This window comes from Mesorhizobium sp. B2-5-13 (genome assembly GCF_006440535.1).
Taxonomy (GTDB): domain Bacteria; phylum Pseudomonadota; class Alphaproteobacteria; order Rhizobiales; family Rhizobiaceae; genus Mesorhizobium; species Mesorhizobium salmacidum.
The window spans coordinates 1-23510 of record NZ_VFUI01000029.1 but is presented as its reverse complement, the minus strand read 5'-3'; the positions used below and the strand labels follow the sequence as shown (position 1 = coordinate 23510).

Here is a 23510-nt window from a genome sequence, read left to right as displayed (position 1 = left end):
GCGGAATTTCTCATTGACACTCAATGAAAATGCCTAAGCGTAGGACTAGAACGCGCCCAGCTGTCGGCGAGGCAATGAGGTTTAGACTTGATTTCAAATGACCTTAATGGAAGCTCGTATTTCCGTTTTGTGGATGGACTTCGGGCCATTGCTGTAACAAGTGTCGTATTTTACCACCTGGGTGTTCCATATGTATCAGGCGGGTACGTCGGCGTAGATATATTTTTTGTCATCTCAGGTTTCCTCATCATAAATCAGATTTTGTTCGGATTGAAGAAGGGCTCATTTTCTTTTTCTGATTTTTGGTCGCGACGGGCGCTGCGGATACTGCCACCATACCTTCTTGTTGTCTTAACCAGCACAATTGTAGCCCTCTACGTCCTTGTACTTCCAAGCGAATTTGAAGAATTCGGGCAGGAGGTTATCTATTCTGCTGGAATGGTTGCTAATCAATTATTTCTCGACCAGCAAGGTTATTTCGATACGGAGTCCGGGTCGAAGATTCTTCTTCATCTTTGGTCGCTTTCTGTGGAAGAACAATTCTATCTTTTCGCACCTCTCCTACTCTGGTTGGCGTACCGACTGAGAATCTCGATCCTCGGCTTCGGCGTCGTGGTCGCGATCACGTCACTCGTGGGCTGCATCTATTATACAGGTACGGGCATCACCAAGAACTACGCCTTCTATCTGATGCCGTTCCGCGCATGGGAATTTGTTGTCGGGGGCGCGATTTTGGGGGCGGTGTCGTATCTTCAAAGGTTGCCGGCGGTTGCAATCGAAGTGATCGGCGTGCTCGGTATCGTGCTGATTGCCTATGCCGTTTTCTGTTTCAACTCACAAACACCTTTCCCGTCTTATTGGGCGATGCTTCCCGTCGTCGGCACCGCGATGGTAATTGGTGCAGGCGTCGCGTTGCGACGCGGTGTCGGGACCTGGTGGCTTGCGACGCCACCAATGGTTGGCATTGGTGTTGTCTCATACGCTTGGTATTTATGGCACTGGCCTGCTCTTGCATTGGCTCGCATTTACAACTTCGGAAACCCGAGCCCGAAATGGATGGCTGCGGTCGGCGTCTTGTCCTTTGCGCTCGCGATTTGCACTCACATCTGGATCGAGCGGCCGATTCTCACATGGCGACGAGAGAAGGGGAAATACCGACTTGGCTGGTATCCAGCCATCAATGGGGTAGTTGCCTGTATTATTGCCTGTATCGCCGGCCTGGGATTCGTCTATTTGGCTCCGAAGATTGTGGTGAATTTGTCCCCCTTGCTTGCCAGTATCGAACCCTACCCGTCGAATGGAATGGCTTGCAATTTAGGTGTCATCGAAAGCACAACTGCTTGCTTAACCTATCTCGATGGGAAAAGACCAATCCTGGTGTTTGGGGACTCTCACGCGGGCGTAAGTTACGGAGCTATTGAGGCCGCGTATCACAATCCCGCAATGGCCGGCCTAATGCTTCCTAACTGTCCATCGATTTTCGATATTCGAGTAGTCGGATTTCAGGCTACTACGGAAGCGAACTGCGTCGACCTAAAGTCGCGCGGTCTCGCACAATTGGAGACCGATGTTCATGCCAAGAGTGCAATTTTGATCTCCCTCTGGACAATGTATGGGAAATGGTCGGGCGAACCTGGACCCGGAGAACAAGGTAGGTTCCTTGCTGAATTAGGCGCTGATGCGCCAGCTCCCGCGCAGCGCGATTTTTATCAGCGCAAGCTCACGGAAACTATAGAGAAACTTCATTCCCTGGGGGTCGAAAGGATCGCGCTGTTTGCTCCTGTCCCAGAGATGCCTCGTTTCGCTCCGGATTGTGTCGTTAGAGCATTGAGATATGGTTTTGATGTCGACGAATTATGCTCGGTTACTCAAGCTGCGTCAAAGGATCGACGGACCGGCGCAATGCAGTTGCTGGAGGCAGTTGCAGCCCAATTCCCATACGTAAGGATCATTGATCCTGTACCTGCTATGTGTGATGACACCTGGTGCCGCCCGTATCGCCACAACGCAATTTTATACAGAGATATCAATCATTTATTACCCGCAGGAGTTCGAGCCGTCATTGACGCGAACCGAGAAACTTTTGACTGGGTTATGGGATCGAAATGATAACTTGCCTATGGCGAACTTGACAAAGTGGCGGCTGGCGATCGCGAGGTTCCTACCGTCGACGGCTTCCTCGCAGAACTGCCAGCGATCGAGTGGCCAGCCATAGCATGACATGAGAGGTGCTCGGATCAGGTCCCGAGAAGCGGGCCAAGTTTCGGGTGGCAGTCAGGGTAATAGCTGTCGTTCAACCATGTATTTTGTGACCAGGGCCGCACCATCAGTGGTGAGGTGGCCGTAATCCCAAGACGTGAGCTTGCTCAGATTTCCCGGGACATGGGTCAAACAGCCAGCATCCTTGCAAAGCAAATCGACGAGCGAAACATAATCGGCGTCAGCCGCTTTGGCGATGGCGGATATCCTGTTGTTCGTGGCAAAGGTATCCGGACTAAATCCACCGTTGAGACGGTCGGGTAATTCCTTTCCGCCGTTCAGCCAGGCGTAATATACGAGTTTGGGCAATGCATCCGACCACCGAGGCGCGGGACCGACGACCACGATCCTTGCGGGCCCAGCAGCCTTTATCCCTGCTATTGTCGCTGCCAGGTCGCCCTCGAGTTGTGTACCTTCTTTCCAGTCGCCATAGAATCCCCAAGCCGCGAACAGCACGACCGTATCCGGCTGGCCGTGTCGGATTTCGTCCAGGACGGCGCGGTTGCTTTCGCCACATGGTCCAGCGAAATTCAGTAGAGGTGGACAGCTATCTTTAGTGAATTGGGCGATGTCGAGGTCGCTCGCAAGCGTCGGCCTCATCCCAGCGTAGAGCCGCGCGGCATGGGAGTCTCCCCATACAATCACTCTTTTCCGGCCGGCTGTCGGAGATTTGAGAAAACACTTCGAATTGAAAGCTTCAAATGGGTCTCCAGCCCTGACCCAGCAATCCAGAGCTCGACCTTCTTTTGCATATTCGTAGTGGCCGTAGGCGAGAACTTCGCGAACTCCCTCCGGAAATCTCAGCGGAAACCCCTGCGTGGAGACTCCCGCGAAGCTCACTGTCCCCAAGAGGACAATGGCGCCTACCAAGGGAACAACGCTCCATCTGTTCCAGGTCCCCAATCTGATCGGCCGTTCGATCAACCAGTACGTGGCTGCTGCCAGGAAAAAACTTCCTCCCAAGCAGGCGAGGGTTTGCGCAACCGGAATCGAGCCGCCATTGTGCAACCTTGCGAAGACTAGGATCGGCAAGTGCCACAGATATAGCGGGTAGCTAATCAGCCCAACGGCGACCAAGACTTTGCCGCCAAGCAGTCGGCCGACGATCCCTCTCGGTCCAGCCCAAATCAGCGCTGCTGCCCCACCAGATGCAACAAGGTGTGGAAGTGGAGACGTTGAGCCGGACCACAATGCCGCCGCTGATATCGCGAGGACCGCAGTGACCCCGACAATGTCGGTTCTATAACCCGCAACGTCGTAGCCAAGGTGGCCATAGCGAAGATTAAGTGCCGCTAGAACTCCGCCCAGCGAAAGCTCCCAGGCTCTTGCCCAAGGGGCATAGAATGCGGCGGTAGGATCTCGGAGGGACAACAAAAAACCGAACGCGAAAGACACCAGCGTGACTAGGATAAGAGCTGCCAAAATGGGATGCTTGAACCTGATCAGCACCCCTAAAAACAGCGGCCACACAAGATAGAACTGCTCTTCGACACCTAACGACCAGAGATGGAGCAGCGGCTTTGTCTCCGCTGCGGCATCAAAATATCCCGCCTCGCTCCAGAACTGGAAATTCGGAATAAAGAGCGACGAGGCGACAATCGACTTGCTAAGTCTTGTCATCTCTTCGGGATCTAGTAAAGTCCACCCCATGGCAAAAGCAAATGCCAGCACCAAGGCAAGTGCTGGGAATATTCGACGCACCCGGTTCGCGTAGAAATTCTTGTACGTGAATGTGTCGCTGACAATGATCGAAGTGATCAGAAAGCCGGAGATAACGAAAAACACGTCAACGCCGAGGAACCCACCGGGAACAAAATGCGGGAAGGCGTGAAAGCCTAAGACCAAGATCACTGCGGCGGCACGCAGCCCGTCTATGTCGCCTCTATACTGGATCGCAGTGGGCCATGACGTGCGCTGTGCTGTTCTCTGAACCAAAATTGAGAATGGGGTAGCTACCGTATCTGTAGGCCATCGACGGCCGCTGCCCACCATTATCCGAGGATCCTAAATATCATCAACCTGCTCGCGAGGCCGGAAGGACTGACCATACGGCAAGCCCAACCAATCTGCCAGCGCCGGATATCACACTCTGGCCTGAAAAGAATCCTTGGCACGTTGCCGCAACGTTGCGAGAAACTTATGGCGCTCGGCGGCTAACGCCGGATGAGCGTTTAGCGGTGAGAGCAATCGCAGCCGGGTACTCGACCGCGATTAGACTGACTCCCTCGAAACCTGCCTCGATCACCCCGCACCAGACGTCGGCGCCGTACTCGGTATAAACTCGCCAGTCTTCGCCGGTCTGCGTTGGATCACCGTGATAACTGGGCGGGAGGTTGTCACGTCTCTGGGTCATGCGTCCGACGATAATGGGAACGGTAAAGCAGAGGCTGCCACCCGGTTTCAAAACTCGCAGGCATTCTCTTAGGCCAGCCATCGGATCTGGCACGTGCTCCAGCGTGTCGGAATGAACCACCACGTCGAAGCTAGATTCCGGGAAGCTCAACGCCTGCATGTCCTCTTTCGGGTAGCTGGCAGACCGGTATCCTGACATCCCCCGGAGCGTATCAGAGAGGCCGGCGGCCCCGTTCAGATCAAGCAACGAAAGCCCTGCCGCCCGATTGCTGCAAGTGAATTCGGCGAGGACCGGCCCGGCGCCCCATACAGAAATCAGTGCCCGGCCCAAGGCAATGGAACGAAGGTTCCCGCCGCATCCGAGACAGGTCCGACCTTGCTGCAAATCCACATAGCGTACCTCCTCCGGCGAAAGCCTCCATTCCGCGATGAGTTCAGGCCAGAGAACGCTCCTGTCTTGGAAGTCGCTACTGCCGCAGATCGAACAGAAGGTCATTCAAGAGTCCTAAAAAAGGAGGGCTGCTCACTTGATATTATCACGAGGTACAATTGCTCGCATCCGAAGAGCGCACGACCCCTCATGATCCCCTGCCTCCCGAAACGATGTGGCTGATGATGCGCAGTGGCCGCCGTTTGGTGTTTTCCGCCGTGCGCCAGATGTAGAGACCGAGAATGCCCTGCACAGTCAGAATAAGGGACCCGAGGAACAAGGTCAGCACAATCTGTGTCGCATAGCCGGCCTGGCTGATATAGCCGGTTATGCGCGCAATAAGCGTTACCACACCCATGACCAAACTTATCGCGCAGCCGATGGCTCCCAGCCAAAGAACCAGCATGATGGGCAGATCAGAGAAGGAAAGTACGCTGTCCATCATGTAACGAAATCGACGCGAAAAATTCCACGCGCTTTTGCCGTGCAGGCGCGGTTTGCGCGCATAGGCAACGAATTCACGGCGAAAGCCGACCCAAAACAGCTGCGCCACCAGCGAACTGTTGGGTTCTTCGATCGCCAACACGGCGTCCAGAACCGCCCGGTTGCAGGCAAAGACGTCCACGCCGCCTTTCGGCATATCAGGCAGCACAAAAGCCCTGTAGGTGCTCCAGAACGCATTCGACAAGAACCGCGTCAGCGCCGGGTCGTTGCGGCCCTCGCGCTTGCCGAACGCAATGTCGGCACGATCGGCGGCCAGAATCCGGAAGAACTCGAGGACGAGTTCGGGTGGTTCCTGAAGGTCGGCGGCCATCGCTGCGATGTATTTTCCCGATGCCTTTTCCATCCCGGTGCGGATTGCCGCGAACGAGCCGAAATTGCGGCTGTGGAACACCACCTTGCAAGTATAGGGGGTTTTAGGCGCAAGCTCGATCAAGAGCTGTCCGGACCGGTCCGGAGACCCGTCGACGACGAAGACGACTTCGAGATCGCCGCCGAGTTTTGCGTTGAGGCTTTCTAGAGCTGCGGCAAGGCTAGGGATATTCTCGGCATTGCGGTAGACCGGGATCACGAGCGAATGGGTGGTCATCAGGCTTTCCAATCGACGATCGCCGAACAGACGCGATCGACCTCGCCCTCCGTCATCCCAGGAAAACAGGGCAGTGACAAGATACGAGCGACGCTGTCGCGTGACGCTTTCAGTCCAGACGATGACTCCCGCATCGGCAGGCCGGACCAGCCCGCCTGGTCGGTATCAAGGATGGGATAATGGATGTCCGAAGCGATGTTGCGTTCCGTAAGGAACTTGCGGAAGCCTTGGCGATCCGAACAAAGCGCAACGGCAAGATGGACGATTGAACCGTCACGGCGGGCGATGAAACGCACCTGTTCATTCTCCACAAGGCTGTAGCGGTCAAGGATTTGCTGACGTTCGGCGTTTTGTGCGTCGAGATGCGGCAGCATGGTCTCCAAAATCGCCGCCTGGATCTCATCCATACGCGAATTGCGGCCGCCGGCGTGACTGATCTCGTATTTCGCGCGCCAACCATATTGCTGTAGCCGCCTGATGGTATCGGCGAGTGTCGGATCGTTGGTGGCGACCGCGCCGCCATCCCCCACCGCGCCGAGATTCTTGGTCGGATAAAAGCTAAAGGTCGCAAGATCGCCTAGCGCGCCCGCCATAGTCGCGCCGATGCTTGCTCCATGCGACTGCGCGCAGTCTTCGATGATCGCCACATGTTTGTAGCCGGCCGCATCCATCGCCGATCGCAAGGCTGGCACGTCTACTGTGTTGCCGTAGAGGTGGGTCGCCACTACCGCGGCGGTGTGCTCGCTCAACCCGGCGACAGCCGATTCGATGGCCAGCAGTTGGCTGCTGACCTCAATATCGGCGTACACTGGTACCAAGCCGACTTGTCGACAAGCCGTAGTCGTATAACCGCCGGCATTGGCGACGGTTACGATCTCAGCGCCCGGTCTGCACTGATGCGAGAGCGCGCGCAGGGCCAGTTCAAGCGCATCCGTGCCGTTGGCCACCGGGATGCAGATTGAAACGCCGAGATACTCAGCGAAACGGTCGGCGAAAGACCTTATCCTCGGTCCGTTGAGCCACCAGCCCGAGCGCAATGTCTCTAAGGCCGCTGCCTCGACCGCCGGCTGATGCGCTGCGAACAGCCGGCCGAGATCGTTCATCGGAATGGAAGCGTTGGAGGGCAAATGTCACCTTTGGGCGCGCTAGACTCGCCAAGTTGCTTGATTTCGTAGCTGCGTTCTTGGCTTATTCGAGCACAGAATTCAAACGAACTTTGTCTGCATTGAAGGTCATGCAGGCTGTTTCGCCTCCACGGGACTTCGTCGAGTGCAACCAGCGGGAATCTACGAAGCCCCCACTGGAAAGACCTGCGATACGAAACCGATTATGACGGATGAGAAATGAAATTGATCGCACCGCTGATGCCTGTGGCAGCGAAGATGGGACGGCCGCGCGGGGCCGCAGCCGTCATTATCCTCAGGCGACACATCAAAAACTCTTAAAGCATGCAGATTTCTTAGTTGTGAATGGTGCCCAGAACCGCTGCCACACGTTCCTGGGCGGCGATGTCGAGGCCATGCCAGAGCGGCAATCTGATGACACGTTCCGCGGATTGTGTCGTTACCCGCAGATCGCCGTGAATGCGGCAGTAGCGTCGCCCCGCGGGCGATATGTGCAGCGGAACGTAGTGGAAAATGGCTGCAATGCCGTTTTGCCGGAAAGTTGCGAGCACACCATGCCGATCCACTCCCTGAGGCATCAACACGTAGTAGAGATGGGCATTGTGTTCGCACTCGGCGGGAATGACAGGTCGGCGTAACTGACCGGTGTACTCGAGTGGCGCCAACAACTCATGGTAGCGGTTCCAGATGCGCAACCGCTCGGCGGTGATCGATTCCGCATCCTCCAGTTGGGCGTAGAGAAAGGCAGCCAGCAAGTCGCTGGGCAGATAGGACGAGCCGACCTCCTGCCAGGTGTATTTATCGACCTCGCCGCGGAAAAAGCGCGTTCGGTCGGTGCCTTTTTCACGGATGATCTCGGCCCGTTGGCCAAGTCGGCCGTCGTTGACCAGTAGAGCACCGCCTTCGCCGGAAATAAGATTTTTGGTCTCATGAAAGCTCAGGGCTCCCAGATCGCCAATGCCACCGAGCGGACGGCCCTTGTAGCGCGCCATCACACCTTGGGCGGCATCCTCGACCACTTTCAAACCGTGCCGGCGCGCGATATCAAGTATGGCGTCCATTTCGCAACCCACCCCGGCATAGTGGACAACCACGATCGCCCGCGTTCGCGGGGTTATCGCATCCTCGACCAGCCGCTCGTCGATGTTGAGGGTATCTTCACGGATGTCAACGAAGACCGGCTGGGCGCCACGCAACACAAACGCATTCGCCGTCGACGCGAACGTGTATGACGGCATGATGATCTCATCACCGGCCGTGATGTCCAGAAGGAGAGCGGACATCTCGAGCGCCGCCGTGCACGAATGGGTCAACAATGCCTTGGCGCACCCCAGATGCTGCTCAAGCCAGGCATTGCAGCGCTTGGTAAATTCGCCATCACCAGACAAATGCTTGGCCGCTCTGGCCTCAGTGATGTAAAGCATCTCGCGACCAGTCAGGTGGGGGCGGTTGAAACCGATGGGGAGTGATTTGGTGGTCATCAAAACCAAGTTTGAAGGATGGCCCGCGATTCTGCTAGGAACGGCGGTGCTCCAGTTTCGTGGGAACGAAGTAGCGCTATACTCGAAGGGTCACGCTTCCACCAGTGGCGAGCCGACCAGGGTCGCTCCGAGATTAAACGAGAGCCTTAAACGAAGCAGGGCAGGGTGACGGCGCGATGTTTTCACGAACATTTCGAGTTTAAATTCATCGATCACAGACACATGGCATAATAGGCACCGCTCCTTGATGAAGCTTTCCATCGTCAGCACACTCTACAAGTCCGAGGCTCACATCGATGAGTTCTGCGACCGGATCTCTGCCGTCGCGCGTCACCTTGTCGGCGATGAATTTGAGATTATCCTGGTCAATGATGGCTCGCCGGATCACAGTCTGGACCTTGCGCTCGCGCGCAGCGCTGTCGATCGACACCTGACCATTATCGATCTGTCACGGAATTTCGGCCACCACAAGGCCATGATGACTGGGTTGGCCCATGCTATCGGCGGTCGGGTCTTTCTCATCGACTGCGATCTCGAGGAAGAGCCCGAGTGGCTGCTGCCCTTTGCCGGCCAGATGTCGGAACGCCAGCTCGATGTGGTCTATGGGGTCCAGCAATCTCGACGTGGCGGCGCCTTTGAGAGATGGACTGGCGCTTTGTTCTTCTTAATCAACGATGCGCTGAGCGACTTCCAACTGCCACGCAATCTGGTGATCGCGCGGCTCATGACGCGCGCCTACGTTACCGCGCTTGTCAGCCATCAGGATCACGAGTTTATCATCGCTCATTTATTTCAGTTGACCGGCTACCGGCAGGGTTCGCAGGTTGTCGCTAAGCACTCCCTATCCCCCACGACCTATTCGGTTAGCCGTCGCGTTCAAATGGCGGTGCGCTCTTTGATGACGACGTCAACACGAATTCTATACATTGTTCTGTATTTCGGGATGTCCGTGTCCGTCCTTTCATTTCTTCTGATCTTTTTTTATATCGTGAGATACCTTGTGTCAGGGATCGGCGTGACCGGGTTTACCTCGCTGATCGTCTCCATCTGGTTTTTTGGCGGCATGACCATGCTCGTACTGGGCGTTATCAGTGTTTACATCGCCAATATTCTGTCGGAGGCGAAACGGCGGCCCTATACGATAATTCGAGACATCCATCACGGCGTCGGTGGGGCGGGCAACGATGCGCGAGAAAATCTGTCGTCCCCCGGTTCGCCCGGCGTTGTCGACTAAATTTGTCGTCGACAGAATCATGGGCGGAATTCTGCACGGCGGTGCCCAGGGTTTTCTCCAACCATGCTACCGCCGACATCCGTTCGGCAGCTGCCGCATCCAGCACCTTGCCGCGCAATTCGGGCGAAACCGCTGCAGCTTGCCGAAATAGCGGATTCGATGTGAGCCGCCGGGCAAGGCGGCGAGCGGTCGGCACGCGGGCGCCGATCCTGGTCGAGGCAAAGCCGAACGCGCGCTGGTCGCTGGATTTCGTCCATGACCAGTTCGCCTGCGGCCGGCGGTTCCGGGTGCTCAACATCGTCGACGACGTGACGCGCGAATGCCTGGCGGCGATCCCGGACACGTCGATCTCCGGCCGCCGGGTGGCGCGTGAACTGACGGAACTGATCGCCCACCGCGGCAAGCCCGGCATGATCGTATCCGACCACGGCACCGAGTTCACCTCGAACGCCATTCTCGCCTGGTCGAAGGATCATCGGGTGGAATGGCACTACATCGCGCCGGGCAAGCCGATGCAGAACGGCTATGTCGAGTCATTCAATGGACGGATGCGCGATGAACTCCTGAACGAGAGCCTGTTCTTCGGCCTGGATCACGCCCGCAGTGCCATCGCCGAATGGAGGGAGGACTTCAACACCGCCAGGCCACATTCCTCGCTCGGCTACCAGACCCCGGCAGCCTATGCCGAGGTCATCACCGCAACCGGCTCCGACGCTGCGCTAATCGAAGGCTCCGCGCCTCCGCCGGTTGCTCAACCCGCGCCACAAGGCGTAACAAAAACGGTCGAGGCTCTAATCGCAGCTGGATGACAGTTCAGTGGCAGGCCACCACTCGGCCTAAGCCCAAGCTGGGCGATCATATGGTTGCGAGTTTGCTCTTCGTCTGCCAGGCATGGCGAACATCGCCTCCACTCCCCGATCGTATTCGCCCGCTCGGTCGCGGTAGTAGGCCTGGCTTTCGGAAGAGGCTTGCAATTGGCCTGAGCCGATGAGCCATCGTCGCTCGGACGCTGAAGCGGTTTTTTCCGCAGTGCCGGTCGTTCCTGGAGATTGGCTGCGGAACGGACCTTGATGGCGTCTTGGGCATTTACGCAAGACGGTTATCGGCAGAGTATAGAAACGACGGAGGGTCAACAGGTTGATTAGATCCGTTTGTCCTGCTTGCGGGGCCAGCGCACTGTTGAAGCTGGCGCTACCCCATCCATCATTTTCCATGACAAGCGACGGCGCAATTCTCAGCCGCCCCCTTCAGAAGGCGTCATGTCTGAGGTGCGGACATGGCTTTCATGCCACCCCACTGAAGCTCGAAGAGCGGGACGCTGTGTACAATGACGCCTACGACCTCGGCTTGGTAGATCCGGCCGCCGATGCCGCTCGGGCCGAAGGTTATGCCAACTGCATAGAAGAATCCGCGGTCGCGCTACTTGGACACGCTCTTCGTCCCCCCAGCGTCGTCGAGTTCGGGGCAGGGACGGGTGCCCTGCTCGAAGAACTAGCGCGGCGATGGCAACTGAGGGAAGCGCTGGGCGTCGAGGCGGCATCTCCACTGGTCACCGCCGCTCAGCAGCGAGATCACGCGCGGGCGACGATCCGGCAGGGCTATGCCGAAGATGTCGCCGGTGAGATTGCCGGACAGCACGCCGTCTCTCTCTCGGTAAACGTCCTTGAGCACGCCGTTAGCCCGGAGGCTTTCCTTTCCGCATCCAAGCGGGTCCTTTCGGATGAAGGCTACGTGGTCGTGATCTGCCCCGACGGTGACGTCACTGACACGGAACTGTTGTTCCTGGACCATGTCTCGAGTTTTTCCACACTGTCGCTGCAGATGGTCGCGGCCGCAGCGGGGTTGCGCGTCATTGGAAGCGTTGCGCTGCGCGGCCAGCAAAAGGGCTTTCGACTGACTCTCCTGAATTCCAAGCCGACCGCGCTGCAGAACCCCAGGGATCTCCAGTACCTGCCGTTGGCGCAGGCGCGATCGGATTTCCTGAATGGCTGGTCGGAGATTGATGACGGCGCGTCACGGTGGCTGGATGACAAGCCCTACGCGATGTTTGGAGCCGGGGAATTCCGAAATCTACTGCGGGCCTATGCCCCCCGTCTCGTCAAAGGAGCCGAAGCATTCCTGACAGACGAGCCACTCGCGACCACTCTCGACGACCGGCCGTGGCTGAGAGCCGGCGATTACGCTTCCGCACATCCCCGGACTGTCATAGTGGCCGCTGTGAATCCGCGAAGCTGGCCGGCCGTGGCCGGAAACTTTCGAGAAAGCGGCATACACATAGTCCATCCCTACCTCTTCTCCAGCCGTCTCAAGGAGCACCTGTGAACGAGATAGATCGCTACGGGATCAAGGAAACCGCGGTCGTACGCGATGAGATCGATGTCCTGATCGAGGATCTGTGGCTCACCGGCTATACGACGCTCGATGCAGGGTTGTCGTGCGAGCAACTGGACGCGCTGTCCCGAGACTTTGACGTCGCTGAAGTGAAATACGCCGAACAGGCTGCAACCGCCGGGTACGACCTTTCGACGATCGGCGAGCGGGACACGATCCGCGTCCTTCCGAAATACGCTCCAGCGTTCATGACCATAGCCTTCAATGAACGACTGGCGCAATTGCTCTCAAGGATGCTCGGTGATTACTACATCATCAATCAGGTCAATGGGCTGATTAATCGCGCCAACAAAAGCAGATACGGACAGGCATCCTTCCATCGCGACCTTCCCTACCAGCACTTCGTCAGTTCAAGGCCGCTTGCAATAAATGCCCTGTTCGCGCTTGATGATTTCACAGCTGAAAATGGTGCTACCAAGGTCATACCCGCAAGCCATCATCGCGAGGCTTTTCCCTCGGACGAGACAGTGCGGCGGCGGCAGATTCAGATAGCCGTGCCGCGGGGGACATTCATCATTCTGGACTGCATGCTCTACCACGCGGGATCGACCAACCACACCGACAGAAACCGACGCGGTGTGAACCACGTCTTCACGATACCTATGGTGCGGCAGCAGCTCCATCTTCCGTCAGTCCTGTCCGATTTCGCGGGACTAAGCGCGGATCAGAAGCAGATTCTCGGGTTTGGTTTGGACGAACATCGCTCGGTGGACTCGTGGTTCGGCGCGCGAGCGAAGAAGTAGTTCGGCGATGTCTCTGTTGAGAGAAGGTAAACTGCCTTTCAAAATCAACTAGTTGTCAAAGGCTCAAGCAATCGACTGGATTGGCGACTGGATGAGCGCTTGTCTGGCCCGTCCAACAACGTAAGACCGTCCGGCGCCTTCGTCAGCGGCTGTTTGGTCGAGGGAAACAAAATTCAATTTCGGTATCATTCGCGGCACCGTCCATTTACACTTCGCGACACGATTCTCTGTGTGACAATCCACCGATGGTTATCCTTATGACGTCTATTGGCGCCCCGGCACCTGACAAAAGTGGGGCAATGCTGCTTGAGGTTGCCCGCTACTATGGCGACAAGGTACAGGCGCACGGCCCTAACCCCAAGGGTGTGGACTGGAATACGGAAGAAGGTCAGATCCTCCGATTCAGGCAATTGGCTTCGTTGATCGACCTGCCGGGCGACTTCACGGTCAACGACCTGGGATGCGGCTACGGCGCCTTGCTACCGTTCCTCTCCGATCGCTTCCCCGGCGTACGGTACTACGGCTGCGATGTGGCTGGAGAGATGATCGAAGTCGCGGTCAGTCTTTTTGGCGATCGTTCATACGCGCAGTTTACTGTCGGATCAGCGCCTATGCAGGTTGCCGATTTCGGCTTTGCGAGTGGCGTTTTCAACGTCAGGCTTACCCGTCCGGACGATCAATGGGCGGCATATCTGGAGGCGGCGCTGGATATACTCCATGTCACCAGCCGACGCGGCTTCGCCTTCAACTGCCTTTCCTCTTATTCTGATCCAGACAAGAGAAGAGCCGATCTCTTTTATGCGGATCCAAAGCACCTTTTCGACATCTGCAAGACAAAATACGCGCAACGGGTGGCATTGCTGCACGATTACGGTCTCTACGAGTTTACCATTCTGGTCCGAAAGACATGAAGCGCCCGATCATCATATTTGGGGCAGGGGAAATCGCTGAACTTGCCCACTACTATTTCACGCACGATTCGCCGCATGATGTCGTCGCGTTCACCGTAGACAGAGCATTTCTGAGCGCGGATCGACTGGCGGGGCTTCCCGTCGTACCTTTCGACGCCTTGGCGCAGGACTATCCGCCAGACGCATGTGCGGCGTTCGTGGCGCTGAGTTACAGCCAATTGAATGAGGTTCGCCGCCAGAAATACCTAGCGGTCAAGGCAATGGGTTATGAACTCGTCAGTTACGTCAGTTTGAAAGCCAGCCTGTTCAATGACGGCAGAATTGGCGAAAACTGTTTCATTCTTGAGGACAATACCATTCAGCCTTTTGCGTCCATCGGCAACAACGTGACGCTGTGGAGCGGCAATCATATCGGGCATCATGCACGCATTGCCGACCATTGCTTTCTCGCGTCGCAAATCGTGGTTTCGGGCAGGGTCGAGATCGGAGAGGCCTGCTTCGTGGGTGTCAATGCGACACTTCGCGATCATATCCGTATAGGCGAGAAGTGCGTGATCGGTGCCGGGGCGCTGATTCTGGGAGATGCGGCGCCCGGCGGCGTCTACCTCGGCAGTGCAACGCAGCGGTCAAAAGTGCCGAGCTCGCGGCTCAGAAGGATTTGACGCGGTGTGAAGGGAGAAACTCAGCCGCCTGCTCCGCTCGACAGACCATATCGGATGGATGTGTTCGCGCGCCACCATGCCGATTGCCGAGCACATCTCGCGCACTCTGCTCGGAATCTATTTCGGTATCTCGGGATGTATCGCAATGCTCCCAGACAGTTCACGTCGTTTAGGCCGGATTTACCTAGGAGACCAAAGTGAAACCCAGTGCGACCCATTCCAGTTCCGCTTTGAGCGTTGACTCAGTCGGGGCGGGAAGGCGTTTCAAGCGCGCTGGGCTATTGTGCTCGCCGAGCGGCTCTCCTTGGGAGCGCTCGCATTGCCAGAACCCCTTTGCCCAGAGGCTCGGCAACGAAAAATACCGTATTCATTTTGCAAGTCGCGATGACAGCAATCGCTCGCGGGGCGGCTGGGTCGAGGTCACCGCGACTGCTGAAGGCCTCACACCGATCGCTCGCTCAGATGGACCGTCCCTCGATATTGGCCAGCCGGGGACATTCGACGACGCCGGCGCCATGCCGGGTTGCCTCGTCAATCACGAAGATCGCTTGTTACTCTATTATACCGGCTGGTCACTCACCTGCACGGTGCCTTTCACCTTCTCTATCGGGGTCGCGGAATCGCACGACGGAGGCCTTCATTTCGATCGTCTATCCGAAGCGCCGGTGCTTGGCCGGAACCATTACGATCCCCTGCTTGCTGGCGCGCCCTGGGTGCTCGTGGAAGGTGGCACTTTCCGAATGTGGTACGTGTCCGGCCTGCGCTGGGAGGTCGACCCAGAAGGGGAAAATGCACCGATCCACTACTACACCATCAAACACGCGACGAGTCTCGACGGCATGACCTGGATGACCGACGAGCACATCTGTGTGCCCTTCCATGAGGGCGAGCACGCCATCGCCCGGCCGGCCGTCCAAAAGACGGACGTGGGCTACGAAATGCTCTATTGTGCCAGGCGCTTAGGCGAAACTTACCGGGTATATCGTGCAACATCTGTCGACGGGATCGACTGGAAGCGCGACATCGCGCCACTGCTCGACACGAGCCCCAATGGGTGGGATTCCGAGATGGTATGCTATGCCAGCCTGCTGCATGCTGGCGAGGCTAGCTTTCTGCTCTACAACGGCAATGGTTATGGGAGGGATGGGTTCGGCGTCGCCATCCTGGAACGGTGACGGAGCCGAAATCGGGAAACACCATGAAGAAAGCCTTTGCCTCCGGAAAGGGCCGGATGCGCTCCTGTGTCAAGGCTAGATTGAACACATGATCATTTGCCCGCATTGCAGTCTGCAGCATGCATTCAGGGACGCGGCCTGTCCGAATTGCGGTTTTTTCCCTGCGAGTAAGGATGGTTTCCCTGCCTGGGCCCCTGAAATGGCAACAGTAGGCGGGGGATTCCACGAGACCTTTTTTTCAGAGCTCGCCACGAGCGAGGCCGGAAATTTCTGGTTCGAGGCCCGCAATGCCATCGTCGCTCGGATGCTGAAGCGGTTTTTTCCGCAGTTCCGGTCGTTCCTGGAGATTGGCTGCGGAACGGGATTCGTCCTGAGTGGCGTCGCGCGTGCATTTCCCGACGTTCGGCTTGTAGGAACTGAAATCTTCACAGCCGCCCTGGGTTTTGCGGCTGCCCGCGTGCCTTCGGCAAGCTTTGCGCAGATGGACGCGAGAAGACTGCCCTATGCTGCGGAATTCGACGTGGTAGGGGCGTTCGACGTGATTGAGCACATCAACGAGGATGTCGAGGTGCTGGCCAATCTGAAACATGCCGTCAAGCCAGGAGGCGGCGTGATCATTACCGTGCCTCAGCACAAATGGCTGTGGAGCGAACTCGACGAGTATTCGTTTCATTCCCGGCGCTATGAAATGAGGGAGTTGCATAAAAAGATCGAAGGCGCCGGGCTCGACATCGTCTACAGCACCTCATTCGTCTCGCTTCTGTTGCCGCTGATGTTCCTGTCGCGACGGCGCAACAGCGCTGGCCAACGGTTCGACGCCGGCAGGGAGTTGCGCATCGGATCGGCAGCCAACGCATCCTTGCGGGCGGTCATGGGGCTCGAAAGCCTGATACTTGCGACGGGCGTCACCCTGCCAGCCGGCGGATCGCGCTTGGTGGTGGCAAGGCGACCCTGAACTGGTCTTGACCCACCGCAGCTCCCGAAGGTTCGAGTCAGAGCGCAGCACAGATCGTGCCTTGATTGCTCCCTCTGCCGCGATATACCAATGCCCAATGGTTTCGATAGAACATGGGATGCCCGCGTCAACAGCAGTCCGCAATCCGCGGCGCGTTTCCGACAAGCGGATCGCGATCCTGCAATCGGCCTATATTCCCTGGAAAGGCTATTTCGATATCATCGGCTCGGTCGATATTTTCGTTGTGTATGACGACGTGCAATATCCCCAGAAGGGCCACTGGCATAACCGCAATCTCATCAAGACGCAGCATGGTCCGAAATGGCTGACCGTACCGGTGTCGAAGGCGGACGGCTCGTTTCAGAACATCGACGCTTTGCAACTGCCCCTGCCGTTCCTCGACAAGCACTGGCAGTCGATAACCAATGCCTACGCACGAGCCCCTTACTACAAGACCTTCGGTCCGAAACTCGAATCACTCTACAAGGCCGCGGCCACCTTTACCCACCTCAGCGATCTCAATCGGCACTTCCTTACCGCCCTGGCGTCGCATCTTGGCTTCGATACGCAGTTCGTGCTGTCACGCGAACTCACCGCCGGCGGGGCTAAGACCGATCGGTTGCTGGGCATCTGCCGTGAACTTGGCGCCACCCGTTACCTCAGCGGCCCCGCCGCCAAAGCCTATCTCGAGACCGACAAGTTCGATGCCGCCAATGTTCAGGTGGAGTGGATGGATTATTCCGGTTATCCGACCTATCCGCAACTACACGGCAGTTTCGATCCGGGTGTGTCGGTCATCGACCTGCTGTTCAATACGGGCGACAACGCTCGCGACTTCATGAAGGCGCCGCTTTCGCGCACATAATGCATGTCGCCAAAAGAACGCAGCCGCTTTGGGGCGCACACGCTCCTGCCGAGCGCGCACAAAACCGACAGCTACGGCGTCTGGGTCGCCGCCAGCAGCACGCCGACGACAATCAGACCATTGCCGGCAAGGGTCTGCCAGCCAAATCGTTCGTGCAGGAAGACGATCGAACTGGCGAAGACCAGAGGATAGGACAACGCCGCGAACGGAAACCCGAGCGAAAGCGGGATTCTGGAAATCGCGGCGTACCAAAGCAGGCTGGAGACCCCTAGGCAGGTGCCGCCTATCCAGACCCGCCAGTCGGCGAGGAGGCCGAGCAGATACGGCCAGCCACTCTCGAAACTGAATGGCACCACTCCGTGGTGGGTCAGACGCGACTTGATGACGATCTGAGCCGCAGTGAGTGACATCACAGCCACAAGAATAAGAACGATTCCGATGGCACGATTATCCACGCTGCTTCTCCATGGCCCACCCGCAAAAGCGCGTCGCGTCGAAACCTAGTTTTCCAGGCGCGCGAACAGCGAGGATGTGTCCCAGCGCTTGCGCCCATTGCCTGTACATCCTTGTAGAACTTGTCGACGAGCGCTGTCACCGGCAGTTTTGCACCATTGCGGTCGGCACCGAGATCCTCGCGCATCCAGTCGACGGCGAAGCCGAAATGATATTTGCCGGCATTCATGGTTCTCCATCTCCCCGGAACCGGTCGGACCCTTGGAAATCACCTCGATCTTCTCGAGTCGAGCCCGGCCTTCTTTCGAAATGAATGCTTCAGCAAGACCCTGGACGCGGCCGGCCACACACTCGCTAGCCGTGTCCATCTGCCCAGCTATCGTCGCTGAAGTTCCAGGAGCCGAACGTAAGCGTCATGCTGCTTTTTTGTAGCAGTAGTTCACCATGCTCCAATCCTACACTGCGAGAGACATTGATTGAGCATGTCTTTCTCGTCGACGCTGAGCGAGGATGTAGAGATTCTGGCCAAAGCGTCGATCGCATCACAAATGGTCTCAAAGTCCAAGGATTCCGGGCTTTCCGTAGCCGTCGACGCGCCAATTTCAGCCGGCCAGGGCAGGCCTCCAAACACGCTCGGGAGCGCGCCAGTCGATGCCTTCGATCAGCATCGCAAGCTGCGCCGGCGTCAGCGTGATCGAGCCATCGAAGCCCGCCATCACCGGCCATGCGAAGCTGCCCCGATCGAGCCGCTTTTGTGAACAGGCACAGTCCGTTTCCATCTCAGAACAGGATCTTCAGCATCGACGCCTTCTTGCCTCGAAAGGCGAATAGATGACCCGAGAACGGATTCTGCTTCAGCGTTTGCTGCACTGATCTGATCCCCAGAAACTGGACCGTTCAGAATTGGAGTTTTCCGCTGTAGTTTCCCGGCTGGGAGAGGAGCGGAAGCGATGAAAGCATCGAAGTTTTCGGACGCCCAGAAGGCGTTCATTCTGAAGCAGGGAGCGGATGGGTTTCCTGTGGCGGAGATCTGCCGGAGGGCCGGGATCAGCCAGGTGACCTATTTCAACTGGAAGAAGAAATATAACGGGCTGCTGCCGACAGAGATGAAGCGGCTGAAGCAGCTCGAGGACGAGAACGGCAAGCTCAGAAAGCTGGTCGCCGACCTGTCGCTGGACAAGGAGATGCTGCAGGACGTGATCCGCCGAAAACTGTGAGGCCTGGTCGCAAACGCGAGCTGGTGGCTGATACCTGTGCTGATTGGAACGTGTCGATCCGGCGAGCGTGCCGTATTCTGGAGTTCGACACCTCGACCTATCACTACAAGTCCCGCCGCCGTGACCAGGCCGGCATCGAAGCTCGGAGACATCTGTGCGACGCGGGTTCGTTATGGCTACCGGCGCGTGCACGTGATGCTCACGCGGGAGGGCTGGGATATCAACATGAAGCGGACCTATCGCATTTACAGGGACTTGGGCCTTCAGCTGAGGAACAAGACGCCGAAGCGCCGAGTGAAGGCGAAGCTGCGAGACGATCGCCAGCCAGCCGTCGAACCCAACGACGTCTGGGCGATGGACTTCGTTCACGACCAGCTCGCGACAGGCAAGAAGATCCGGGTCCTGACGGTCGTAGATACGTTCTCACGCTACGTGCCGGTGCTCGACCCGCGCTTCAGTTACCGAGCCGAGGATGTGGTCAGGATACTGGAACAGGTCTGCCCCAAGATCGGCTATCCGAAGACGATCCGGGTCGATCAAGGCTCGGAGTTCGTCTCCCGCGACCTCGATCTGTGGGCCTACACCAGGGGCGTTACGCTCGACTTCTCGCGACCGGGAAAGCCAACGGACAACGCTTACATCGAAGCCTTCAACGGCCGCTTCAGGGCGGAATGTTTGAACGCCCACTGGTTCCTGACGCTTGCCGACGCGGCCGAAAAGTTGGAGGATTGGCGCAGATACTACAACGAGGTGCGCCCACATGGCGCAATCGGGCACAAGGTTCCGATCTCGTTGATCAATCCCGATGGCGCCATCAGCCCGCCATCGTGAAACAGCCGGAAAACTCCACCTTCCGGCGGTCCAAAGAATGGTATCGGATCAAAACGGTCGAGGCTCTAATCGCAGCTGGATGACAGTTCAGTGGCAGGCCACGCAACATGTGACATGGAAATCTGCTCCGGGCTGGGCCGTCGACGTAGGCAGCAATCTATCGATCACCGCCGAAAGCTGCCGATGAGATGACGGTCTGCTAGCAAACCGAAAGTCTGGATCTTTCGGTTTCGACGAAAGTGCTGATGTCACGTACCATCGAGTCGATGGGCAAGGCGGACGCCGGGTCCTCCTCCGTTTTGCGAAATGAATTCGATCCCCGCCGCTTCCAACGCAGAAGATATCGCCTGAAGTGTTGCCGGCCTAGGGAGCGTTTGAGAGCTTTCAATTCTGGCGAGCGTACGAACTGTCACTCCAGAGGCGTTTGCCAAGTCCTCTCTCGTCCAGTCAATCAAGGCCCGAGCTGCTCGGATCTGCTGCGGCAGTATGTCCGTTTTCATGACATTCATCTTGTTAAAAGTCACAAAAAGTGACATAAGCAATGGCGGCTAGCGGCCGCACCGGTGCTCGATACACTCGGTGCGGCCTGACCACAACCAAGCTGTTAGGAGCTCGGATCATGGCTGATTCCGACAATACCACGCCTTTGTCTTTCGTCACCCGCAGGAGGGTACTTGGTGCAACGGCGATTGCAATCTTAGGATGGGAAAGAAACGCTTTTGCCGGTAAGGCGCCGGCGGCAGATGTAGCTTCCGATCCCGCGCTGGCGATTTGGCGGGAATGGTACAACGCTCACGAACTGAGCGAGCGCCTTTGCGATCAGAGTGCGCACTTGGAGCGCACGCTCGTGGAAACCGTCGGCTTCCCGGGCGCGACCGTCCAGTTGCCCGGTGGCGAGAGCGTAACGATCAATTCCATGGGGGCACTCCGGGAGGTGCTCGGCGCCGACGCCGATGACGCTCACGTTGAGGCAGAAGCCCGTTTGGCGGCTCATCAAGCACGTTGGGATGCCGCAGAGAGGCGAATTGGCTATTCGTCCGTGGCAGAGGCGGAAAGGAAGGCAGCTGATCGAGCCGAAGAATTGCTCGAAGCTTTGGCTGCGGCACCTGCCACCTCCCTTGCCGGCGTAGCGGCCAAATTGAATGCGGTGCTTCTTGAGAGCGAGGTGCGGGAGGGGGGCGAAGAGTTCCCGTGGCCGCAGATTCGCTCGGCGTTCGATGATGTTTTGCGGCTGGGCCAAGAATCTGCCCTTGCGTCGGCAGATCGAGACTGTTTTTCGTCCGCGCCCAGACCGACGGAACCCGGAAACGGAAGGGTAGGGGATTAGCCTAGCCGTCCAAGGCGGCGGCGCGGAAAAGGCGGCTTAAGGGTACACATTGGCCATTCGAGATTGGAGAGAGATCGGCGATCCTTGCCTGGTGCTGCAAAGCGCCTGAAACCGGGCACAGACGATGAAGAGACCTAGGAACGTCCGTCGATCGGTTGAGGAGACCTTGCCTCCCCATGACCGCGCCGTGGATCGTGCCTTCCTGGATAGAACGGCTCAGTTGTTCGAGCAGCGCACTGGCCGAAAACTCACCAGGGAGGATGCGCGCCAGATCGTGGAAAACGTCACCGGGTTCTTCCGCCTCCTCGCCGAATGGCAAAATAAGGATTGAGCGAGGTCCCTTCCCTCGCTCCGCCGTGGCTGGTTAGGAGACGAGGCTGGGAAGATGGTCAAGAAGACTGCGCAGATCGAAACTCGCAGCGGCTTGGTGAAAGCGCTGCTCTATGCTCGGGTCTCCTCCAAAGAACAGGAGAAGGAAGGCTTTTCCATCCCTGCTCAGTGCAAGCTTCTGAGGGAGTATGTGGCTCAGAAGCAGTTTGGTATCGCTCAGGAATTCATCGACGTTGAAACCGCGAAAAGCAGCGGGCGGGCCAACTTCAATGAGATGGTCAAATATCTTCGAAAGCACCCCGGCGTGCGGGTCGTTCTGGTTGAGAAGACCGACCGCCTGTATCGCAATTTGAAAGATTGGGTGACGCTGGACGATCTCGACGTCGAAATCCACCTCGCTAAGGAAGGCGTAATCCTCTCACAGGACTCGCGCTCTTCGGAAAAGTTCATGCACGGCATCAAGGTGCTGATGGCAAAGAACTACATTGACAATCTCTCTGAGGAAGCCCGCAAGGGACTGATGGAGAAGGCGGAGCAGGGGATCTGGCCTACCAAGGCACCGCTGGGCTATCTCAACGTCACAGGGAGCGACGGCAAGAAGGTCATTGAACCGGACGCTGAAGTGGCGCCGATGATCACGAGGCTGTTCGAGCGCTACTCAACCGGAGGATATTCTCTGAAGGCAATCACGAAGGCAGCCCACGCTGAAGGCCTTGTATATCCGAAGAGTGGGCATCCGGTCCCCGTGAGCACGGTGCACTCGATTCTACGAATCGTCTCTACACCGGATTGTTTCAATGGAACGGGAAGCTGCACCATGACAAACACGAGCCTCTTGTATCGATCGAGCTGTGGGAGCGGGTCCAGGCGTGCTGACCGGCCGTCACGCGACGCCTATCCACTCTTATGGCCATGAGTTTGCCTTCAGCGGTCTGATGACCTGTGCCCGATGCGGCTGCGCGGTAGTGGCCGAGATCAAGAAGGGCAAATACGTCTACTACCACTGCACCGGCCACAGCGACAAAGGCCGCGGCGGCTATGCCGAGTGCCGCCGCAAGTACGACCGCGAGGAGGTCCTCGAAGAGACCTTTGGCGGCTTGCTGGACAAACTTCATTTCGATGAGGAGGTGCTGGATTGGGTCCGTGACGCGCTCAAAGCCAGCCACGCCGATGAGCGGAAGGAGCAGGAACAGGCGATCCTGCGGTGCCAAAAGGAATACAGGCGCCTCGAGGATCGGCTTCAGGCAATGTACCTGGATAAGCTCGACGGACGCATCGACAGTGCCTTCTACGATCGAATGTCAGCGCAATGGCGGGTCGAGCAGACGCGCCTACTCCGTGAGATCGAGCGGCATGGCGAGGCCGAGGAATCATACATGGAGGATGGCGTGCGGTTGCTGGAGTTGGCGCGCAACGCCCGCCAACTGCTCGCCCGGCAGGCTCCAGGTGAAAAGAAACGGCTTCTGAATCTGCTGCTGTCGAACTGCACATGGCAGACGGCGAGGTTCGCGCTGTTTTTCGACAATCGTTTGATTTACTTGCCAAAACGACAACGGCGCTGTCTTCGCAGCAAGCCTCGGGGGCCGTCTCGTCGGCAGAGCATTGCCCTTCCCGAGAGATGGGTGACAGTTCATTCCGGATAGATGGGTTACACTTTCGGCCCTTTGCAAGGAGAGCAAG

22 protein-coding genes and 4 pseudogenes are annotated in these 23510 nt (G+C 57.5%); 16 read left to right on the top strand and 10 right to left on the bottom strand.

What is annotated here, in order from left to right; genetic code table 11:
- The first annotated feature begins 87 nt into the window (after positions 1-87).
- Positions 88-2109, top strand: coding sequence for an acyltransferase family protein (locus FJ434_RS27335; RefSeq protein ID WP_140796820.1), 2022 nt, complete (start codon positions 88-90; stop codon positions 2107-2109).
- A gap of 165 nt (positions 2110-2274) precedes the next feature.
- Here FJ434_RS27335 and FJ434_RS27330 read toward each other — a convergent pair whose 3' ends face one another.
- The 5 genes from FJ434_RS27330 to rffA form a co-directional block, all read right to left on the bottom strand.
- Complete coding sequence (locus tag FJ434_RS27330) at positions 2275-4251, bottom strand: acyltransferase family protein (protein WP_140752679.1); 1977 nt, start codon at positions 4249-4251, stop codon at positions 2275-2277.
- A gap of 145 nt (positions 4252-4396) precedes the next feature.
- On the bottom strand, positions 4397-5107 hold the full coding sequence (locus FJ434_RS27325; protein ID WP_140752677.1) for a methyltransferase domain-containing protein: 711 nt from the start codon (positions 5105-5107) through the stop codon (positions 4397-4399).
- An 82-nt stretch (positions 5108-5189) separates the two neighbouring features.
- Positions 5190-6143, bottom strand: coding sequence for a glycosyltransferase family 2 protein (locus FJ434_RS27320; RefSeq protein ID WP_210242199.1), 954 nt, complete (start codon positions 6141-6143; stop codon positions 5190-5192).
- Positions 6131-7234, bottom strand: a complete 1104-nt coding sequence (locus FJ434_RS27315; protein ID WP_140752675.1) for a DegT/DnrJ/EryC1/StrS family aminotransferase — start codon at positions 7232-7234, stop codon at positions 6131-6133. Before FJ434_RS27315 ends, FJ434_RS27320 begins: the two co-directional genes overlap by 13 nt.
- A gap of 356 nt (positions 7235-7590) precedes the next feature.
- The gene (gene rffA / locus FJ434_RS27310; protein WP_140752673.1) at positions 7591-8736 is read right to left on the bottom strand and encodes a dTDP-4-amino-4,6-dideoxygalactose transaminase; all 1146 of its coding nucleotides are present in this window, start codon (positions 8734-8736) and stop codon (positions 7591-7593) included.
- Between the two features lie 247 nt (positions 8737-8983).
- Between rffA and FJ434_RS27305 the strand changes: the two genes are divergently transcribed.
- The 9 genes and pseudogenes from FJ434_RS27305 (at position 8984) to FJ434_RS27265 (ending at position 17672) form a co-directional block, all read left to right on the top strand.
- Positions 8984-9970 carry a glycosyltransferase family 2 protein gene (locus FJ434_RS27305; RefSeq protein ID WP_140752671.1) on the top strand — a complete coding sequence of 329 codons (987 nt, stop codon included), beginning with the start codon at positions 8984-8986 and terminating at the stop codon, positions 9968-9970.
- A 167-nt stretch (positions 9971-10137) separates the two neighbouring features.
- Positions 10138-10779, top strand: a pseudogene (locus FJ434_RS27300) (integrase core domain-containing protein); the annotation flags it as partial.
- Between the two features lie 511 nt (positions 10780-11290).
- Positions 11291-12292 (top strand): methyltransferase domain-containing protein, encoded by a 1002-nt coding sequence (locus FJ434_RS27295; RefSeq protein WP_181166154.1) that lies wholly within the window; start codon positions 11291-11293, stop codon positions 12290-12292.
- Positions 12289-13104, top strand: a complete 816-nt coding sequence (locus FJ434_RS27290; RefSeq protein WP_140752667.1) for a phytanoyl-CoA dioxygenase family protein — start codon at positions 12289-12291, stop codon at positions 13102-13104. Before FJ434_RS27295 ends, FJ434_RS27290 begins: the two co-directional genes overlap by 4 nt.
- A 299-nt stretch (positions 13105-13403) precedes the next feature.
- Positions 13404-14015, top strand: a complete 612-nt coding sequence (locus FJ434_RS27285; protein WP_140752665.1) for a class I SAM-dependent methyltransferase — start codon at positions 13404-13406, stop codon at positions 14013-14015.
- Positions 14012-14677: an acetyltransferase gene (locus FJ434_RS27280; RefSeq protein ID WP_140752663.1), complete on the top strand. Its 666-nt coding sequence runs from the start codon at positions 14012-14014 to the stop codon at positions 14675-14677. Before FJ434_RS27285 ends, FJ434_RS27280 begins: the two co-directional genes overlap by 4 nt.
- 197 nt (positions 14678-14874) lie before the next feature.
- Positions 14875-15852, top strand: a complete 978-nt coding sequence (locus FJ434_RS27275; protein WP_140752661.1) for a hypothetical protein — start codon at positions 14875-14877, stop codon at positions 15850-15852.
- Positions 15853-15940: 88 nt separating this feature from the next.
- The gene (locus FJ434_RS27270) at positions 15941-16807 is read left to right on the top strand and encodes a class I SAM-dependent methyltransferase (protein WP_140752659.1); all 867 of its coding nucleotides are present in this window, start codon (positions 15941-15943) and stop codon (positions 16805-16807) included.
- Positions 16808-16925: 118 nt separating this feature from the next.
- Entirely contained in the window at positions 16926-17672 is a 747-nt protein-coding gene (locus FJ434_RS27265) for a WbqC family protein (protein WP_140752657.1), read from the top strand.
- Between the two features lie 71 nt (positions 17673-17743).
- Here the strand turns inward: FJ434_RS27265 and FJ434_RS27260 are convergent, their stop codons facing one another.
- From FJ434_RS27260 to tnpB (FJ434_RS30540), 4 genes and pseudogenes are all read right to left on the bottom strand, one after another.
- Positions 17744-18082 (bottom strand): EamA family transporter, encoded by a 339-nt coding sequence (locus tag FJ434_RS27260; protein WP_181166151.1) that lies wholly within the window; start codon positions 18080-18082, stop codon positions 17744-17746.
- A gap of 90 nt (positions 18083-18172) precedes the next feature.
- Positions 18173-18475, bottom strand: a pseudogene (locus FJ434_RS27255) (oxidoreductase); the annotation flags it as partial.
- A 252-nt stretch (positions 18476-18727) separates the two neighbouring features.
- Positions 18728-18904: an IS66 family insertion sequence element accessory protein TnpB gene (gene tnpB / locus FJ434_RS30000; protein ID WP_181166150.1), complete on the bottom strand. Its 177-nt coding sequence runs from the start codon at positions 18902-18904 to the stop codon at positions 18728-18730.
- Between the two features lies 1 nt (position 18905).
- A complete protein-coding gene (gene tnpB / locus FJ434_RS30540; protein WP_281406457.1) occupies positions 18906-18995 on the bottom strand; it encodes an IS66 family insertion sequence element accessory protein TnpB in 90 nt (29 codons plus the stop codon).
- Positions 18996-19075: 80 nt separating this feature from the next.
- Between tnpB (FJ434_RS30540) and FJ434_RS27245 the strand changes: the two are divergent.
- Positions 19076-20173: pseudogene (locus FJ434_RS27245) on the top strand (IS3 family transposase).
- 248 nt (positions 20174-20421) lie between these two features.
- Here FJ434_RS27245 and FJ434_RS27240 read toward each other — a convergent pair.
- A complete protein-coding gene (locus tag FJ434_RS27240) occupies positions 20422-20673 on the bottom strand; it encodes a helix-turn-helix transcriptional regulator (protein WP_140752713.1) in 252 nt (83 codons plus the stop codon).
- Between the two features lie 119 nt (positions 20674-20792).
- Here FJ434_RS27240 and FJ434_RS27235 point away from each other — a divergent pair, with 119 nt between their 5' ends.
- From FJ434_RS27235 to FJ434_RS30390, 5 genes and pseudogenes are all read left to right on the top strand, one after another.
- Positions 20793-21500, top strand: a complete 708-nt coding sequence (locus FJ434_RS27235) for a hypothetical protein (protein ID WP_181166149.1) — start codon at positions 20793-20795, stop codon at positions 21498-21500.
- 187 nt (positions 21501-21687) lie between these two features.
- Entirely contained in the window at positions 21688-21831 is a 144-nt protein-coding gene (locus tag FJ434_RS29930; RefSeq protein WP_181166148.1) for a hypothetical protein, read from the top strand.
- A gap of 54 nt (positions 21832-21885) precedes the next feature.
- Positions 21886-22362 (top strand): annotated as a pseudogene (locus FJ434_RS30645) (recombinase family protein); the annotation flags it as partial.
- A gap of 257 nt (positions 22363-22619) precedes the next feature.
- Positions 22620-22706 carry a hypothetical protein gene (locus FJ434_RS30640; protein WP_348640987.1) on the top strand — a complete coding sequence of 29 codons (87 nt, stop codon included), beginning with the start codon at positions 22620-22622 and terminating at the stop codon, positions 22704-22706.
- On the top strand, positions 22700-23473 hold the full coding sequence (locus tag FJ434_RS30390) for a zinc ribbon domain-containing protein (protein ID WP_246678417.1): 774 nt from the start codon (positions 22700-22702) through the stop codon (positions 23471-23473). The genes FJ434_RS30640 and FJ434_RS30390 overlap by 7 nt, the downstream gene beginning before the upstream one ends.
- The last annotated feature ends 37 nt before the right edge of the window (positions 23474-23510 follow it).

Coding starts and splice junctions, on each gene's coding strand:
- FJ434_RS27330 (WP_140752679.1), bottom strand. CDS start 4,251: ATGGTGGGCAGCGGCCGTCGATGGCCTACAGATACGGTAGCTACCCCA.
- FJ434_RS27235 (WP_181166149.1), top strand. CDS start 20,793: ATGGCTGATTCCGACAATACCACGCCTTTGTCTTTCGTCACCCGCAGG.
- FJ434_RS27285 (WP_140752665.1), top strand. CDS start 13,404: ATGCTGCTTGAGGTTGCCCGCTACTATGGCGACAAGGTACAGGCGCAC.
- FJ434_RS27305 (WP_140752671.1), top strand. CDS start 8,984: ATGAAGCTTTCCATCGTCAGCACACTCTACAAGTCCGAGGCTCACATC.
- FJ434_RS27260 (WP_181166151.1), bottom strand. CDS start 18,082: ATGTCACTCACTGCGGCTCAGATCGTCATCAAGTCGCGTCTGACCCAC.
- FJ434_RS27240 (WP_140752713.1), bottom strand. CDS start 20,673: ATGAAAACGGACATACTGCCGCAGCAGATCCGAGCAGCTCGGGCCTTG.
- FJ434_RS27270 (WP_140752659.1), top strand. CDS start 15,941: ATGATCATTTGCCCGCATTGCAGTCTGCAGCATGCATTCAGGGACGCG.
- FJ434_RS27325 (WP_140752677.1), bottom strand. CDS start 5,107: ATGACCTTCTGTTCGATCTGCGGCAGTAGCGACTTCCAAGACAGGAGC.
- tnpB (WP_181166150.1), bottom strand. CDS start 18,904: ATGGAAACGGACTGTGCCTGTTCACAAAAGCGGCTCGATCGGGGCAGC.
- FJ434_RS27315 (WP_140752675.1), bottom strand. CDS start 7,234: ATGAACGATCTCGGCCGGCTGTTCGCAGCGCATCAGCCGGCGGTCGAG.
- FJ434_RS27280 (WP_140752663.1), top strand. CDS start 14,012: ATGAAGCGCCCGATCATCATATTTGGGGCAGGGGAAATCGCTGAACTT.
- FJ434_RS27265 (WP_140752657.1), top strand. CDS start 16,926: ATGCCCGCGTCAACAGCAGTCCGCAATCCGCGGCGCGTTTCCGACAAG.
- rffA (WP_140752673.1), bottom strand. CDS start 8,736: ATGACCACCAAATCACTCCCCATCGGTTTCAACCGCCCCCACCTGACT.